Annotated in this window: 14 protein-coding genes; 8 read left to right on the top strand and 6 right to left on the bottom strand. The window is 56.0% G+C overall.

The window, feature by feature from the left end:
* Positions 1 to 76 precede the first annotated feature (76 nt).
* The 3 genes from mmuP (at position 77) to AC6I8X_RS15210 (ending at position 2933) form a co-directional block, all read left to right on the top strand.
* Entirely contained in the window at positions 77 to 1492 is a 1416-nt protein-coding gene (mmuP, locus tag AC6I8X_RS15220; RefSeq protein WP_313683325.1) for an S-methylmethionine permease, read from the top strand.
* Positions 1482 to 2417 (top strand): homocysteine S-methyltransferase, encoded by a 936-nt coding sequence (mmuM, locus tag AC6I8X_RS15215; RefSeq protein WP_497840058.1) that lies wholly within the window; start codon positions 1482 to 1484, stop codon positions 2415 to 2417. Before mmuP ends, mmuM begins: the two co-directional genes overlap by 11 nt.
* A 96-nt stretch (positions 2418 to 2513) precedes the next feature.
* Complete coding sequence (locus AC6I8X_RS15210; RefSeq protein WP_299449659.1) at positions 2514 to 2933, top strand: hypothetical protein; 420 nt, start codon at positions 2514 to 2516, stop codon at positions 2931 to 2933.
* Between the two features lie 15 nt (positions 2934 to 2948).
* On the opposite strand, the gene speG is transcribed toward AC6I8X_RS15210, so the two are convergent.
* Entirely contained in the window at positions 2949 to 3494 is a 546-nt protein-coding gene (gene speG / locus AC6I8X_RS15205; protein ID WP_299449660.1) for a spermidine N1-acetyltransferase, read from the bottom strand.
* Between the two features lie 216 nt (positions 3495 to 3710).
* Between speG and AC6I8X_RS15200 the strand changes: the two genes are divergently transcribed.
* Genes AC6I8X_RS15200 through AC6I8X_RS15190 form a run of 3 tightly spaced genes read left to right on the top strand, consistent with a single transcriptional unit; the run spans position 3711 to position 6322 of the window.
* On the top strand, positions 3711 to 4670 hold the full coding sequence (locus tag AC6I8X_RS15200) for an ABC transporter substrate-binding protein (RefSeq protein ID WP_409521665.1): 960 nt from the start codon (positions 3711 to 3713) through the stop codon (positions 4668 to 4670).
* A 21-nt stretch (positions 4671 to 4691) separates the two neighbouring features.
* Complete coding sequence (locus tag AC6I8X_RS15195; protein ID WP_299449661.1) at positions 4692 to 5537, top strand: ABC transporter permease; 846 nt, start codon at positions 4692 to 4694, stop codon at positions 5535 to 5537.
* Positions 5537 to 6322 (top strand): ABC transporter ATP-binding protein, encoded by a 786-nt coding sequence (locus AC6I8X_RS15190; protein WP_497840057.1) that lies wholly within the window; start codon positions 5537 to 5539, stop codon positions 6320 to 6322. The genes AC6I8X_RS15195 and AC6I8X_RS15190 overlap by 1 nt, the downstream gene beginning before the upstream one ends.
* Positions 6323 to 6392: 70 nt before the next feature.
* Here the strand turns inward: AC6I8X_RS15190 and AC6I8X_RS15185 are convergent, their stop codons facing one another.
* The 5 genes from AC6I8X_RS15185 to AC6I8X_RS15165 are packed head-to-tail and all read right to left on the bottom strand — an operon-like array spanning position 6393 to position 11360.
* The gene (locus AC6I8X_RS15185) at positions 6393 to 7070 is read right to left on the bottom strand and encodes an ABC transporter ATP-binding protein (protein ID WP_497840056.1); all 678 of its coding nucleotides are present in this window, start codon (positions 7068 to 7070) and stop codon (positions 6393 to 6395) included.
* The gene (locus AC6I8X_RS15180) at positions 7063 to 7896 is read right to left on the bottom strand and encodes an ABC transporter ATP-binding protein (protein WP_497840055.1); all 834 of its coding nucleotides are present in this window, start codon (positions 7894 to 7896) and stop codon (positions 7063 to 7065) included. Before AC6I8X_RS15180 ends, AC6I8X_RS15185 begins: the two co-directional genes overlap by 8 nt.
* The gene (locus tag AC6I8X_RS15175; protein WP_084876383.1) at positions 7886 to 8743 is read right to left on the bottom strand and encodes an ABC transporter permease; all 858 of its coding nucleotides are present in this window, start codon (positions 8741 to 8743) and stop codon (positions 7886 to 7888) included. Before AC6I8X_RS15175 ends, AC6I8X_RS15180 begins: the two co-directional genes overlap by 11 nt.
* On the bottom strand, positions 8740 to 9792 hold the full coding sequence (locus AC6I8X_RS15170) for an ABC transporter permease (RefSeq protein ID WP_313683328.1): 1053 nt from the start codon (positions 9790 to 9792) through the stop codon (positions 8740 to 8742). Before AC6I8X_RS15170 ends, AC6I8X_RS15175 begins: the two co-directional genes overlap by 4 nt.
* Positions 9792 to 11360, bottom strand: coding sequence for an ABC transporter substrate-binding protein (locus tag AC6I8X_RS15165; protein WP_313683329.1), 1569 nt, complete (start codon positions 11358 to 11360; stop codon positions 9792 to 9794). Before AC6I8X_RS15165 ends, AC6I8X_RS15170 begins: the two co-directional genes overlap by 1 nt.
* A gap of 741 nt (positions 11361 to 12101) precedes the next feature.
* Between AC6I8X_RS15165 and mgtA the strand changes: the two genes are divergently transcribed.
* Positions 12102 to 14825 carry a magnesium-translocating P-type ATPase gene (gene mgtA, locus AC6I8X_RS15160; RefSeq protein ID WP_497840054.1) on the top strand — a complete coding sequence of 908 codons (2724 nt, stop codon included), beginning with the start codon at positions 12102 to 12104 and terminating at the stop codon, positions 14823 to 14825.
* A 405-nt stretch (positions 14826 to 15230) separates the two neighbouring features.
* Entirely contained in the window at positions 15231 to 15488 is a 258-nt protein-coding gene (locus AC6I8X_RS15155; RefSeq protein ID WP_299449667.1) for a YdgH/BhsA/McbA family protein, read from the top strand.
* Position 15489: the final 1 nt, after the last annotated feature.

Genomic DNA, 15489 nt, shown 5'->3' with positions numbered 1-15489 from the left:
ACGTTGCATTTCCCGGCGCTGGCGCGTATAACCCTGTATCCATGTAGATGTTTAGACGTCCATATGGATAAAAATAATGCAATCCGAGCAAAATCCTCCGCAGGAAAACTTTAAACGCACCATGAAAGTGCGGCATCTGGTGATGCTGTCGCTGGGGGGCGTTATCGGTACTGGCCTGTTCTTTAATACCGGCTACATCATCTCAACCACCGGTGCCGCTGGTACGCTGCTGGCCTATCTGATTGGTGCGCTGGTGGTGTGGCTGGTGATGGTGTGTCTCGGTGAGCTGGCGGTGGCGATGCCGGAAACCGGGGCTTTCCATGTCTATGCTGCGCGTTACCTCAGCCCGGCCACCGGTTATACCGTTGCCTGGCTCTACTGGCTGACGTGGACGGTAGCGCTGGGATCCAGCCTCACCGCAGCCGGGTTTTGCATGCAGTACTGGTTTCCGACCATCCCGGTCTGGGTGTGGTGTCTGGTGTTCTGTATCGCCATCTATTTGCTGAATATCGTCTCGACCCGCTTCTTTGCCGAAGGGGAATTCTGGTTCTCGATTATCAAGGTGATCACCATTGTCGCCTTTATTATTCTCGGCGCAGGGGCGATGTTTGGTTTTATCCCGATGAAGGACGGCAGCGCAGCGCCCGGCCTGCATAATCTCACCGCATCGGGCTGGTTACCGCACGGCACTTTGCCGATTCTGATGACGATGGTGGCGGTCAACTTTGCCTTCTCGGGCACGGAATTGATCGGTATCGCTGCCGGGGAAACCGAGCAGCCGCAAAAAGCCCTGCCGCTGGCGATCCGTACCACGGTGGCGCGTCTGATCATCTTCTTTATCGGCACGGTGCTGGTGCTGGCGGCGCTGATCCCGATGGATCAAGCCGGGATCGTGAAAAGTCCGTTTGTGCTGGTGTTTGAGAAGATCGGCATTCCCTGGGCGGCTGATATCTTCAACTTCGTGATTCTCACGGCGATCCTGTCGGCGGCAAATTCCGGGTTGTATGCGTCGGGGCGGATGCTGTGGTCGCTGGCTAATGAGAACACCCTGCCGCGCTGTTTTGCCCGGGTGAATCGCCGCGGCATTCCAGTGCTGGCGCTTACCATCAGTATGATAGGTGGCCTGCTGGCGCTGTTCTCCAGCGTGATTGCCCCGGATACGGTGTTTGTCGCGCTGTCTGCCATCTCCGGTTTCGCCGTGGTGGCAGTCTGGCTCAGTATCTGTGCTTCACATTATATGTTCCGCCGCCGCCACCTCCAGCAGGGGGGAACCTTAAAGGATCTGGTGTATCGTGCGCCGCTCTATCCGCTGACGCCGATTCTCGGTTTCCTGCTGTGCGGGCTGGCTTGTGTCGGGCTGGCTTTTGACCCGTCACAACGGATTGCGCTGTGGTGCGGGATTCCGTTTGTTCTCTTCTGTTATGCCGCATACCATGTCACGCAACGACGTAAATCATCTTTGCAGGCTGAGGAGGCCAACGATGTGGCGTAACCCGATAGCGCAGGCGCTATCTCAAACCGACACCCTGATCCTTGATGGGGCGCTGGCAACCGAACTGGAAGCACGCGGCTGTAATCTGGCCGATGCGTTATGGTCGGCGAAGGTGCTGATGGAAAATCCTGAACTGATCTATCAGGTCCATTACGATTATTTTGCTGCCGGTGCCCATTGCGCCATTACCGCCAGCTACCAGGCGACGCCACAGGGCTTTGCTCAGCGTGGCCTGGATGAAACTCAGGCGTTGGCGCTGATCCGCCAGAGTGCCACGCTGGCAAAACGTGCGCGGGATGATTATCGTGCGGCGTCTGGCAGCAGCGCGCCACTGCTGGTGGCCGGGTCGGTAGGGCCTTATGGCGCGTTTCTCGCCAATGGGGCGGAATACCGGGGCGATTATGCATTGCCTGAAGACGAGATGAAGGCGTTCCATCGTCCACGCATCGCGGCCTTGCTCGAGGCGGGCGTCGATCTGCTGGCCTGTGAGACGCTGCCGTCGTTTGCGGAAGCCGAGGCGCTGGTCAGCCTGCTGGCGGAGTTCCCGGACAGCAGTGCCTGGTTCTCCTTCACGCTGCGTGATGCGCAGCATATCAGCGATGGCACCCCGCTCAGCAAAGTCGCGGCGCTGCTCAATACGGCCCCGCAGGTGGTGGCGCTGGGAATCAACTGTGTCGCACTGGAGAGCGTCACCCCGGCGCTGCGTAGCTTGCAGGCGCTGTGTGATAAGCCGCTGCTGGTCTATCCGAACTCGGGCGAACAGTACGATGCCAGCAGTAAAACCTGGCACTCGGCACCCTCGGGCTGCACGCTGCATGACAAATTCCCGGAGTGGCAGCAGGCCGGTGCCCGCCTGATTGGCGGCTGCTGTCGCACCACGCCGCAGGATATCGCGGCGATTGCCGCCTGTTGTCAACCGCAATAAGACGCCGAAAAGCGCCACTGATAGCGCGATTGAGGCGAGTGAAAAGGGCGGAAGGGCAGTTTAGACTGTTCCTTCTGACCCTGAAGCGGACCTGCTATGAACCTGCGACATCTCCTTCCTGCCTGCGCGCTGCTGTTAAGCGGCTGTGCGACCATTGTAGGCACCCAAACGCAATCGGTAAGAATTGACTCCGTGCCACAGGGCGCGCGTTTCACCGTGCAGGATGAGACCGGGCATGCCGTGGCGCAGGGCTTTACGCCCCAAACCATTGAACTGGCGAAATCCACCGGCAGCTATTTCGGTAAGAAACACTATCTGGTGATGCTGGAGAATCCGGGTTATGTTCCGGTGACGATGCCGATCGAAGGCAGCGCCAACCTGTGGTATTTGCTGGGGAACATTCCGCTGCTCGGTTTTCCCGGCTGGTTGCTGGTCGATCCGTTCAACGGCGGCATGTATGACCTGAAGCCTGAGCACCCCAAAGCATTTCTTAACCGGGTGGGCGCACGCGGGTAAACCCCAGAGCCGGGCTTATTGCGCGGTTGGCTTCACCATCGCGCCTGGCGTTTTATGCTGCGCCAGATATTGATGCTGAAAGATACACATGCGGATGGTGTTACGGTACGCACCGTTGATGAAAAACTCGTGTTTCAACACGCCTTCCACTTCAAAACCCAGTTTGGTGTAGATGTGGATGGCCTTCTCATTCTCCTGATCGACAATCAGATAGAGCTTGTAGAGATTCAGCACCGAAAAGCCATAGTCCATCGCTAACTTCGCCGCCTGGGTTGCCAGTCCTTTGCCCTGATGAGCCGGATCGATAATGATCTGAAACTCGGCGCGGCGATGTACGTGATTAATCTCGACCAGCTCCACCAGCCCGGCTTTCTGTCCATCATGCTCGACCACGAAACGACGTTCGGTCTGGTCGTGAATATGCTTGTTGTACAGGTCCGACAGCTCGACAAAGGCTTCATACGGCTCCTCGAACCAATAACGCATCACGCTGGCGTTGTTATCTAACTGATGCACAAAGTGCAGATCTTCCCGCTCCAGCGGACGTAATTTAACCGTCATACGGCATTCCTTCTTCAACTAAGATGCGGAGAGTATAACCGCACCAAAGTGGTTAATGCGCTCCCTGGCTTGCTCCGCGACGGTGCAACGCATTTTCCGATCATCGCGTGCGCTGCCGCACAGTCTCGATCTGCTTTCTGGCACAGCCATTGCTTTGCTTGTATAGATAAGCCTATACAACTGTAGTTTTTCATCACCTTTTGACAGGAGTGGAAGATGGGTAAGCCAGTGCAACATGCAGTTCGTGCGTTAACCGTAGCCGTTATGTTGGGGTCTGCGCTCGGCGCACAGGCTGCGGATACTAAAGTGGCGATCGGTATTTCCGGCTGGACCGGATTTGCTCCGCTGACGCTGGCAGATAAAGCCGGTATCTTCAAAAAGCATGGCCTTGATGTCGATGTAAAAATGATCCCGCAAAGCAGCCGTCATCTGGCGGTGGCTTCCGGCACCATTCAATGTGCGGCCACCACAGTCGAAACCTATATTTCATGGAACGCGGCCGGTGTGCCGATCAAGCAAATCGTCCAGCTGGATAAATCCTACGGGGCTGATGGCCTGGCAACCCGCAGCGATATCACCAGCATCAAAGATCTGAAAGGCAAAACCATCGCCGTCGATGCGCCGGGCACGTCACCATACTTCCTGCTGGCGTGGATGCTGGATAAAAACGGCCTGACCATGAAAGACGTTAAGCTGGCGACGATGGCACCCCAGGCGGCAGCCCAGTCGTTCGCTGCCGGGCAAAACGATGCGGCCGTGACCTATGAACCTTACCTGTCAGTGATTCGTAACCAGCCAAAAGCGGGCAAAATCCTCGCCACCACGCTGGATTACCCGATGGTGATGGATACGCTCGGTTGTACTCCCACCTTCCTGAAAGAGCATCCACAGGCGGCGAAAGCGCTGGTGGCCAGCTACTACGATGCGCTGGAGATGATCAAACAGCAGCCGGATAAATCCAACGAAATCATGGGGGCAGCGGTGAAGTCCACCGGCAAAGAGTTTGCTGAATCCGCCAGCTACCTGCGCTGGGCCGGTCCTGAAGAGAACAAAAAATTCTTTAGCGGTGAAATTGAAACCTTTAGTGATGAAGCGGGCAAACTGCTGCTGCGCGCGGGCGTGATTAAAAAAATGCCGGACGTGAAGAGCCTGTACGACGCCAGCTTCGTGCAGTAATCAGGGAGACAGGAGATGGAGATGAGTAAAAGCCAACCCGTAACGCCGCCCGAAGCGCTGCCAGATGCACCTCGCCGCTGGCACAATCCGCTGATGGTGCCGTTAAAAGCGATCTCAACCCGGTTGCGTATCGGCCTTGGCGTGGCTTTCTTTGTGCTGTTCGTCGCGGTGTGGGCGCTGGTGACCTTCAGTGGCATGGTATCGCCAACCTTCCTTGCCGATCCGATAACCATGCTGCAACAGGGCGTGTCACTATTCACCGAATATAACTTTTCGCTGGATATTGGCATGACGGTGATGCGCGTGCTGGCTGGATTCCTGCTGGCGGCCCTGATCGGGGTGCCGCTCGGTATCATGATGGGCGCGTACAAAATGTGGGAAGCCTTTCTCGAACCCTTCGTCTCCTTCTGTCGTTATCTGCCGGCATCGGCCTTTGTGCCGTTGCTGATCCTGTGGGCCGGTATTGGTGAAATGCAGAAAATCCTCGTCATCTTTATCGGCTCCTTTTTCCAGATCGTATTGATGGTGGCGGTGACCGTCAGCAGCGCGCGGCGTGATTTGGTTGAGGCGGCCTATACACTGGGCTGCAGCAATCGTTCCATCGTGCGTCGGGTATTGATCCCCGGAGCCGCTCCCGGCATTGCCGAGCTGCTGCGGCTGGTGCTGGGCTGGGCATGGACCTATGTGATCGTTGCTGAGTTGATCGGCTCGGAAAGCGGTATCGGCCATATGATTGTCGATAGCCAGGCGCTGCTGAATACCGGGCAAATTATCTTTGGCATCATCGTGATTGGCTGTATCGGCCTGGTGTCTGATTATTTGTTCAAAGTCGCCAACCGGCGCTTGTTTGCATGGAGTAACCTGTGATGAAACACAGCAAGCTGAACGTGCGCGGGGTGGAACGCGTATTTACCGGACCGAAAGGCGAACAAACGCTGGCGTTGCAGCCGATTCATTACCAGGTGGAGGAGAATGATTTCATCACCATTCTCGGCCCCTCCGGTTGTGGTAAATCGACGCTGTTGCGCATCATTGCCGGGCTGGATACCCCGACGCGTGGGGAGATCTGGCTTGATGGGCAGCCGGTCGATGGCCCCGGAGCTGACCGCGGCATGGTGTTTCAGAGCTACACGCTGTTCCCGTGGCTGACGGTGGAAGAGAACATCCGCTTTGGTCTGCGCGAACGCGGCCTGAGTGCTGCACAGCAAAAGGAGCGTAGCGATTATTATATCCAGCAGGTGGGGCTGCGTGGCTTTGCCCGGCACTATCCACGTCAGCTCTCTGGCGGCATGCAGCAGCGTACCGCCATCGCGCGTGCGCTGGCGAATGACCCGAAAGTGCTGCTGATGGATGAACCCTTTGGTGCCCTGGATAATCAGACGCGGGTGATGATGCAGGAGTTGTTGCTGTCAGTGTGGGAGCAATCGCGCAAGACGGTGCTCTTCGTTACGCACGACATCGATGAGGCGATCTTTATGGCAAATAAGGTGGCGATCTTCAGCGCCCGGCCGGGTCGTATCAAACAGGAAGTGGCGGTAAATTTTAACAGTGGCCGTGATTACACCATTAAAACTTCACCGGAGTTTATGACGCTGAAGGCGGAAATTACCGAGTCGATCCGCAGCGAAACATTGCAAACGATGGCGCATTAACGGATTACGCGATGAATCGCGCCGCTACAAAAACTGGCCTGATCGTAGCGGCGTGATTTATCGCGCGGTTTTAAGCACTTAACTGTTCAACAATCCTGCCCTGTGCCATGCGCACGGCGCGATCGCACATATGATCGATCACGTCAGGATCGTGGCTTACCAGCACCATCGTCAATCCATCATCACGCTTCAGCTCGTTCAGCAGGTTGAGGATCTCCGCCTGCACTGACATATCCAGCGCCGAGGTTGGCTCATCCAGCAGCAGGATCTTCGGCTGGAGCAGCAGGGCGCGCACAATGGCGACGCGCTGACGCTGGCCGCCCGAGAGCTGGTGCGGATAGCGATCTGCCAGCGCCGGATCAAGGCCCACATGGCGAAATCCATCGTTGATGCGATCGTCGATATGGTCCTGTTTCAGCATCTTTAACGGCTCGGCCAGGGTGCGACGCAGGCGATGGCGCGGATGCAGCGAAGCGTAGGGATCCTGAAATACCATCTGCACATCACGCCGCAACTGGCCGGTAAAGGGTTTACCCGGTTTCACGGCAGTGCCCGCCAGCGCCATGCTGCCGGACCAGTGCGGGTTGAGTCCGGCCATCACCCACAGCAGCGACGATTTACCGCAGCCAGAGGGACCCACCAGGCCAAAACACTCGCCTGCCTTCACGTTGAGGTTGACGTCATGTACCACGGTGCGCAGTTCGTAGCCCTGCTTATGGGATACGCTCAGGTTGGATAACTCAATCATGGTTCTGCTCCAGGGCGGCACGATCCAGCACCGGTAGTGCTGCGCCGTGGGTGGCTTTGCTCGGACGGCAGGCCCACAGCGTGCGGGTATACGGATGGCTGGCGTTGGACAACTGCGCCGCAGGCAAGGTATCCAGCAGACGGCCTTTATACATCACCATCACCCGCTCGCAATGCTCCGACACCTGTTGCAGATCGTGGCTGATCAGCAGCAGCCCCATGTTGCGTTGTTCCACCAGACGACGAATCAGCGCCAGCACCTGATCACGCATCGCATGATCGAGCGCTGAGGTCGGTTCATCGGCGATCAGCAGCTCGGGATCGGTGATCAAGGCAATTGCCAGCATTACACGCTGGCCCATTCCCCCGGAGAGCTGATGCGGATAACGTTTCATCAGCTGACGGGGATCCGGCAGGCCGACGGCATCGAGCATGTCGCACACTTTCTCTTTGCGCTCGGCGCGGCTCAGACGATGGTGCAGCACCAGCGGTTCCTCCACCTGCCAGCCAATGGTGCGCGTTGGGTTGAGGGCGTATTTCGGGTCCTGCATCACCATCGCGACCTTGCTGCCGCGCAGGCGGCTCCAGTCGCGTTCGCGCATCTGCAACGCATCCTGCCCCACCACCTGCAGACGATCCGCGTGCAAATGCAGTGACGGTGACAACAGCCCCATCAGGGTGCGGGCGGTGAGGGATTTGCCCGAACCTGACTCACCGACCAGTGCCACGCGTTCGCGCCCGAGCTGAAAGTGGATGTTATCAACCAGCAACGCGTCGTCGCTGCGAATCACCAGCCCCTGAGCATCAATTAACAGATCATTTGGCATGGCGGGTATCCAGTTGGTCACGCAGGCCGTCACCTGCCAGGTTAAAGGCCAGGCTGGCGAACAAAATAGCAGCACCGGGGGCCGCAGCCACCCACCATTGGTCGAAAATGACTTTGCTGCCTTCGGCTACCATCGATCCCCATTCTGCGGTGGGCGGTTGCACACCCATGCCGAGGAAGCCGAGACCGGCAGCGGAAAGAATAATGCCGCCGAGACTCAGCGCCGCACGCACCACTGCGGTAGGCAGGCAAAGCGGCAGAATATGGCCGAACATCAGACGCAGGCCGGTGATGCCCTGCATCCGTGCTGCGGCGAGGTAATCACTACGGCGCAGCGCCAGCGTCTCGGCACGCGCCTGACGGGCGAACGGTGGCCAGCTGGTGAGTGCCAGCGCCAGCGCGCCGTTCATCAGACCTGGGCCGAGCATGGCGACAAACGCCAGGGCGATAACCAGATTAGGCAGAGAGAGAAAAATGTCGGTAATGCGCATCAGCACGCGCTCGGTCCAGCCACCAACATAACCGGCAGTGATGCCGACCAGCAGACCTACCGGGATGGTCAGTACCAGAATCAGCGCTACTAGCAGCAGCGTCGGACGGGTGCCATAAATCACGCGAGACAACAGATCACGACCAAAACCATCGGTGCCAAACCAGTGGGTTGCCGAAGGCGGCAGCAGGCGCATACTGATGGTTTGCACATTCGGATCAAAGGGGGACAGCAGCGGTGCAAACACCGCCATCACCAGCAGAATCACCACCAGCGTTAAACCGATGCTGAGCGAGGTGATGCGACGTCGGCTGCGACGTGGGCGCAGCGTTTCCAGTTCGGAGAGTTGTTGAGTCATCGGGTTCTCGGATCGGTTAACCAGGTCAGGGCGTCGGCCACCGCGTTAAGCAGAATAAAGCAGCTGCCAATCAGCAGGGTCGCGCCGAGAATCGCCGGAACATCGGCGGAGAACAGCGCGTTAGTCATGTAACGACCCACGCCGGGCCAGGCAAAAACGGTTTCCGTCAGCACCGAACCTTCCAGCAGGGTGGCCCAGGAGAGGGCGATAACGGTAATCAGCGTGCCGAGCACGTTGGGAAAGATATGACGCAGCAGAATGCGCGTGCGGCCAGCACCTTTGGCACGCGCCAGAATCACATACTCCTTGCTGCTCTCCTCCAGCAACGCGGCACGCAGCAGGCGTGTAATCCCGGCCATCGCCAGCATGCCAAGAATCACCACTGGCAGCCAGATATGGGCGATCGCATTGCGGAACATCTCAGGGTCCCCGGACAGCCAGCTATCAATCAGCACAAAGCCGGTTTTCGGCTCCAGCGTATATATCCAGATATCATCCAGCTGACCCGGTCCGGCGGACCAGTGCAGCACGGCGTAAAACAACAGCAGACCGAGCAGACCGAGCCAGAACACCGGCACGGAATAACCGAGCAGCGAAATAAAACGCGCCACGTTATCGATGATGCTGCCTGGTTTCCAGGCCGCCAGCAGCGCCAGCGCCACACCGAATACCGCCGCAAAAATGATCGAACAGGTCGCCAGTTCAATGGTCGCCGGGAAGGTGCGCATCAGGTCGGCGCTAACCGGTTGATTGGTCAGATGGGACAGGCCGAGATCGCCGTGGGCCAGATGGCTGATATAACGCCAGAACTGCACCAGCACCGGTTGATCGAGACCGAGATCGTGACGCACCTGCGCATAAGTGGCCTCACTGGCGTGATCGCCTGCGATCTGCTGCACCGGATCGACCGGTGACAGGTGCGATAACATAAAGGTAAAGGCCAGCAGGCCGAGCAGCGTCACCAGCAGCGACAGCAGGCTGGTGATGAATCGGCTGGTGCGTTGCCAGAGTGGCCGGGCGAACCCGGCCTGTGGGGCTGATGCCGCCATTACTTGGTAACCTGTGAGTAATACACCATATCCGGGTTGATGCCCTGAACGTAGCCTTGCAGATTGTCGCGCAACGCAATCAGGTTACGTGCCTGCAGACCAATCACATAAGGTGAGTTCTTTAGCACTTCACGCTGCATCGCCTGGTACATTTCCACACGCTTGTTGCTGTCGCTCTCGGCAGTGGCCGCCAGTGTTTGCTTGCTCAGCTCCGGGATGTGCCAGTCAGAACGGTAAGCGATGGTTTTGCTGCCATCTTCCGGGTTGTAAGCAAAGGAAGCGGCGTTGGTGTTGGGATCGAAGTAGTCAGCACCCCAGGCATTCAGCGTCGCCTGATACTGGTGCGCTTTAACCTTGGTAGACACTTCAGAACTGAGTCCCGGCTGCACTTCAACCTTCACGCCACCTTTGGCAAAGCTGCCCTGCAACGCCTGCGCGATGTCCAGATACGGCGGCTGATTGCTGGTGGAGAGGGTAAAGCTGACGTTGGTCAGACCGGCCTTCTTCAGAATCGCTTTGGCTTTTTCCGGATCGTAGCTGTACGGGGTATCGTTCAGGGCACCGAGGAAACCTTTTGGCAGGAAGGTCTGATGCACTTCGAACTGGCCTTTCAGCAGGTCGTTGGCGATACCTTTATAGTCGAACAGGTAACGCGCGGCTTCCCACAATGCCGGGTTTTTCAGCACCGGATTGGCACCCACGTTGAACTGGATGTAGTAAAGCGAGGCCATCGGGATGGCTTCAGTTTTCACGCCTGCTTTACCTTTCAGCGCTGCAATCTGGTCGGCACCGAGATTACGTGCGATATCCACATCACCCTGCTCCAGCAGCAGACGACGCGCAGCCGGTTCCGGTACGTTTTTGATCAGGATGTTCTTCAGCTTCGGCGCGCCAGCCGGAGAAGTGGGGTTAGCCGTCAGCAACACCACTTCGTGTAATACCACTTTGCGGATCTGATAAGGGCCGCTGCCCGCCGAATGGGTGGCAAGCCATGCGTGACCAAAATCGCCATTGGTCGCGTTTGCCTGCGCGGTTTTCTCATCAACGATTGAGGAGACGGGCGCTGACAGCAGGCTCAGCACATAGGCCGGACTCACGTTGGCGCTCCAGCTGATTTGGACATGGTTGTCGTCAACTTTTTTCAGGAAGCTATCAACGTTGTCCTTGTTCCAGCCGAGCTGAGTAAGGATAAAGGAAGGATCGAGGTTTAGCTTCACCACACGGCCCAGTGAGAAGATCACATCTTCCGGACGCAGTGGGTTGCCGCTGGCGAATTTGGCATCTTTACGCAGTTCAAACGTCAGGCTGCGGTTGTCACTGCCCGGCTGCCAGGAGGTTGCCAGGGTGGGTTTCAGGTCGGTCGGATTTTGCGGGTCGGACTGGACCAGGCGTTGGTAAATGTTGGTGAACGCCTGGACCGTGGTCAGCTCAAAGCCCTGGGCCGGGTCAAAGCTGTCGGCATCGTCGGTGGATTGGGCAATCACCAGCGTATCTTTCGGTGTCGCGGCATTAACTGAGAACGCGGCTACCATCGATAACGCCAGCAGGGAGGGGATTATTTTTTTCATGAGAATTCCTTGCCTTAAAAAAGTAACGCGAGTTTACGAAAGCGTTGTAATGAATAATAGTCAATTATCAGATATAGATATGCCTTAAAGTTCTAAGACTAACGTTATGGTTATAAGCCGGTAAACATGGGGTGAGCAGATTTGCGGAACCTTAACATTCGCTCAGGTATGGGTCGGTTGAAGTCAGGGGATTTACAACAGAATTTAAACGGAAACCGATGGCAGAATAATTAACTTTACAATACATGTGCCAGGAATATAATGGCCGCAACTTCAAACAGGAGAATTCAGTTGGACAGTCACCCTTATTTAACACAACACAAGGCAAGCTGACGCACGAATTCTTTTGTTGCTGCTTGCCGGAACCGGCAGGTAGCAATCCTCTCCCTTTTCTGACGATTGTTCCCATGCTTTAACTTTTGTACGGGCTGCTGCCCAGGGGATAACGTCATGCACATGATTTTACACGCACTTTTCCCTCCACCTCGGTGCGCACACTGATCTTCAGTGTGCTGGTTCTTCCTGCGCATCTGGCGACAGAACGCGGGCATCGACATCGTTGAATATTCATTACTTACTGTCTCAGTGAGCGGGATAACTTATTTTCTCTTCCCGTAAACAGGCATGAATATTTCGTGTGTGTCGTTTTTTTTTAATAACGCTTTGCCGTTAATTTATTTCCCAATAATGCATGCCAGACATGCAGGGATATTTATCGCCGTAAAAAAGAGGAGTGTCACGATGACTGACATGAAACTCAATAAAGAAAAAAGAGCGCTGAACATTGCACGTCAGCCGCGTCAGAAAACCCCGCGCTATCTGATTGAAGAAGAAGCTGCTTTCACCGCCAGTGAAACCCTGGCCCGGGTGCATAGCGATGCGCAGGGACTGAGTGCCAGTGAAGCTGAAGCGCGTCTGGCGGTATTTGGTCACAACCAGGTGGCACATGATAAAGCGCCACCAGCGCTGGTGCAGCTGTTGCTGGCGTTCAACAATCCGTTCATTTATGTCCTGATGGTGCTGGCCGGCGTGAGCTTCTTCACCGATTACTGGATACCTGCACGCCATGGCGAGGAGACCGATCTGACCGGTGTCATCATCATTTTGACGATGGTAACGCTCAGCGGTTTACTGCGTTTCTGGCAGGAGTTCCGTACTAATAAAGCGGCTCAGGCACTCAAATCTATGGTGCGTACCACCGCGACGGTACTGCGTCGTGAATCGGCACAGCAACCCGCGAGCAAACAGGAAGTGGACATTACCACCCTGGTGCCGGGCGACATCATTTATCTCTCTGCCGGGGATCTGGTGCCTGCCGATGTGCGCCTGCTTGATTCACGCGATTTGTTTATCAGCCAGGCGATTCTGACCGGCGAGTCGCTGCCGGTGGAAAAATATGATGTTACCGGCAACCTCGCCAGCAAAAGCATGGCTTCCAGTGAGCAGGGGGCTTCTCTGCTGGAACTGGGTAGCGTGTGTCTGATGGGAACCAACGTCTCCAGCGGTACAGCGAAAGCCGTAGTGGTGGCGACCGGAGAGGAAACCTATTTTGGTAGCCTGGCGAAATCCATCGTTGGCAACCGTACGCAAACGTCGTTTGACCGTGGAGTTAACAGCGTTAGCTGGTTGTTGATCCGTTTTATGCTGGTGATGGTGCCGGTGGTTTTGCTGATTAACGGCCTGACCAAAGGTGACTGGCTGGATGCTGCATTGTTTGCCCTGGCGGTGGCGGTGGGCCTGACACCGGAAATGCTGCCGATGATTGTCAGCTCCAACCTGGCGAAAGGTGCGATCGCCATGTCACGCCGCAAAGTTATCGTGAAACGTCTGAATGCGATTCAGAACCTGGGTGCGATGGATATTCTGTGTACCGATAAAACCGGCACGCTGACCCAGGACAACATTATTCTGGAGCACCATCTTGATTGTGCGGGAGTGGAAAACTCACGCGTACTGATGCTGAGCTGGCTGAACAGCCACTATCAAAGCAGCACGCCCAATCTGATGGACCGCGCCATCCTGCGCTACGGTGAACACCGCGTCAGCAGTGCTGTGGCGGATTACTACAGCAAAGTGGATGAGCTGCCGTTTGATTTCATCCGCCGCCGGGTATCGGTGGTGGTGGCAGACCGTCGTCTTGGCCAGCAGTTGCTGATCTGCAAAGGCGCGGTGGAAGAGATGCTGAGCATTGCCACTGCAGAACGTGAAGGTAAGCTAATCCAGCCATTGGATGCGAATCGTCGTGCGGAACTGCTGGCACTGGCGCATCAGTATAACGAACAGGGCTTTCGCGTGCTGCTGGTGGCCAGCCGTGTTCTGCCGGAACCCGGCTTACAGCATGCGCTGAGTGTGGCAGATGAGCAGGGGCTGACGATCGAAGGGCTGCTCACCTTCCTCGATCCGCCAAAAGAGAGTGCTGCGAAAGCCATTACTGCGTTGCAGGAAAACGGTGTCAGCGTCAAAGTGCTGACCGGTGATAACCCGGTCGTGACGGCGCGTATCTGCCAGCAGGTCGGTATCGACTGTGGCACCATCGTCACCGGCGATGATATTGCGGCGATGAGTGATGAACAGCTGGCGACAGTGGCTGCGCAGAGTGCGGTATTTGCCAAACTGACGCCATTGCAGAAATCACGCATCCTGCGAGCGCTGCAACAGCAGGATCATACTGTTGGCTTCCTGGGGGATGGTATCAACGATGCACCAGCCCTGCGCGATGCGGATGTGGGGATCTCTGTCGATAGCGCAGCGGATATCGCTAAAGAATCATCTGACATTATCCTGCTGGAAAAAGATCTGATGGTACTGGAAGCGGGTGTGATGAAGGGCCGGGAAACCTTCGGCAACATCATTAAGTATCTGAATATGACCGCCAGCTCTAACTTCGGCAACGTCTTTTCCGTGCTGGTAGCGAGCGCCTTTATACCGTTCCTGCCAATGCTGGCGATACATCTGCTGATTCAGAACCTGATGTATGACGTTTCCCAGCTGGCATTGCCGTGGGACAAAATGGATCGTGAATTCCTGCGTAAACCGCGTAAATGGGATGCGCGTAATATCAAACGTTTCATGCTGTGGATTGGGCCGACATCTTCCATCTTTGATATCACAACCTTTGCCGTCATGTGGTATGTGTTCGCTGCCAATACTCCGGCAGTGCAGTCGCTGTTCCAGTCTGGCTGGTTTGTAGAAGGGTTGCTGTCACAGACGTTGGTGGTGCATATGCTGCGCACACAAAAGATTCCGTTTATCCAGAGCCGCGCGGCGTTGCCGGTGTTGCTTGCCACCGGCTGTGTGATGGTGGCGGGGATTTTGCTACCGTTCTCGCCACTCGGCGCGATGGTGGGTCTGGTACCGCTGCCGTGGGCCTACTTCCCGTGGCTGGTCGCGATTCTGCTGGGTTACTGCGTGCTGGCACAGGGCATGAAAACGTTCTACATCAAACGTTTTGGCCAGTGGTTCTAAAACCAGGGAGGCGATATGCGCAAACTGGATAAGGTGGTGTGCCATCTGCTAATCATGATGGCAGTGATCATACTGTTGACGGTGGTGGTGCGTTAACGGATTTAACGATTTGGGCGGTTATAACAGCAGCGTTTTCCCAGGAAGCGCTGCTTTTTTTTGACCAGAAAACGCAAGGCTTGACACGTATTTATCGTACGCTGGTACGATGAAAGTCTGTTTTTGGCATATTCAATCAATTAATATGTATTTTGCAGATGATAATGTTTTATTTTGTACGTTGTACGGTATTTTAATGGATTGGTCTTATTCAATTTTAATGAATAAGTCTGTCAGGATGACAGGGTTATGTTTATCTGACCATCGCTCTACCATGCGCTCCAGCATTTCCCCCCTATTGGAGCAAATATGAAAACTATCCTTGTAAAACTGATGATGACCGGTGCGCTGGTCTCCCTGAGTGCTTCGGCGCTGGCTGCCACTGAAATTGCGTCTCCAGGAACGCAACAGGTGATCGGGCATATCAGTGCCAGCGGTGCCAGCAATCTTGACGATCTGGTTGCAGCGCTCGCTCAAAAAGCTGACCGTGCAGGTGCTCCGGCGTTTCATATCACTTCTGCCAACGGCAAGAACACCTTTTCAGGTAGTGCGCAGCTGTTGAAATAAG

The organism is Pantoea sp. X-Soil-TKNS-1280 (assembly GCF_059730475.1).
The sequence above is the reverse complement of the archived record's forward strand: the minus strand, read 5'-3'. Positions and strand labels throughout refer to the sequence as shown.

Bases quoted from the DNA above. Each gene is read 5' to 3' on its own strand.
- mmuP (WP_313683325.1), top strand. From the start codon at position 77: ATGCAATCCGAGCAAAATCCTCCGCAGGAAAACTTTAAACGCACCATG.
- mmuM (WP_497840058.1), top strand. From the start codon at position 1,482: ATGTGGCGTAACCCGATAGCGCAGGCGCTATCTCAAACCGACACCCTG.
- AC6I8X_RS15210 (WP_299449659.1), top strand. From the start codon at position 2,514: ATGAACCTGCGACATCTCCTTCCTGCCTGCGCGCTGCTGTTAAGCGGC.
- speG (WP_299449660.1), bottom strand. From the start codon at position 3,494: ATGACGGTTAAATTACGTCCGCTGGAGCGGGAAGATCTGCACTTTGTG.
- AC6I8X_RS15200 (WP_409521665.1), top strand. From the start codon at position 3,711: ATGGGTAAGCCAGTGCAACATGCAGTTCGTGCGTTAACCGTAGCCGTT.
- AC6I8X_RS15195 (WP_299449661.1), top strand. From the start codon at position 4,692: ATGAGTAAAAGCCAACCCGTAACGCCGCCCGAAGCGCTGCCAGATGCA.
- AC6I8X_RS15190 (WP_497840057.1), top strand. From the start codon at position 5,537: ATGAAACACAGCAAGCTGAACGTGCGCGGGGTGGAACGCGTATTTACC.
- AC6I8X_RS15185 (WP_497840056.1), bottom strand. From the start codon at position 7,070: ATGATTGAGTTATCCAACCTGAGCGTATCCCATAAGCAGGGCTACGAA.
- AC6I8X_RS15180 (WP_497840055.1), bottom strand. From the start codon at position 7,896: ATGCCAAATGATCTGTTAATTGATGCTCAGGGGCTGGTGATTCGCAGC.
- AC6I8X_RS15175 (WP_084876383.1), bottom strand. From the start codon at position 8,743: ATGACTCAACAACTCTCCGAACTGGAAACGCTGCGCCCACGTCGCAGC.
- AC6I8X_RS15170 (WP_313683328.1), bottom strand. From the start codon at position 9,792: ATGGCGGCATCAGCCCCACAGGCCGGGTTCGCCCGGCCACTCTGGCAA.
- AC6I8X_RS15165 (WP_313683329.1), bottom strand. From the start codon at position 11,360: ATGAAAAAAATAATCCCCTCCCTGCTGGCGTTATCGATGGTAGCCGCG.
- mgtA (WP_497840054.1), top strand. From the start codon at position 12,102: ATGACTGACATGAAACTCAATAAAGAAAAAAGAGCGCTGAACATTGCA.
- AC6I8X_RS15155 (WP_299449667.1), top strand. From the start codon at position 15,231: ATGAAAACTATCCTTGTAAAACTGATGATGACCGGTGCGCTGGTCTCC.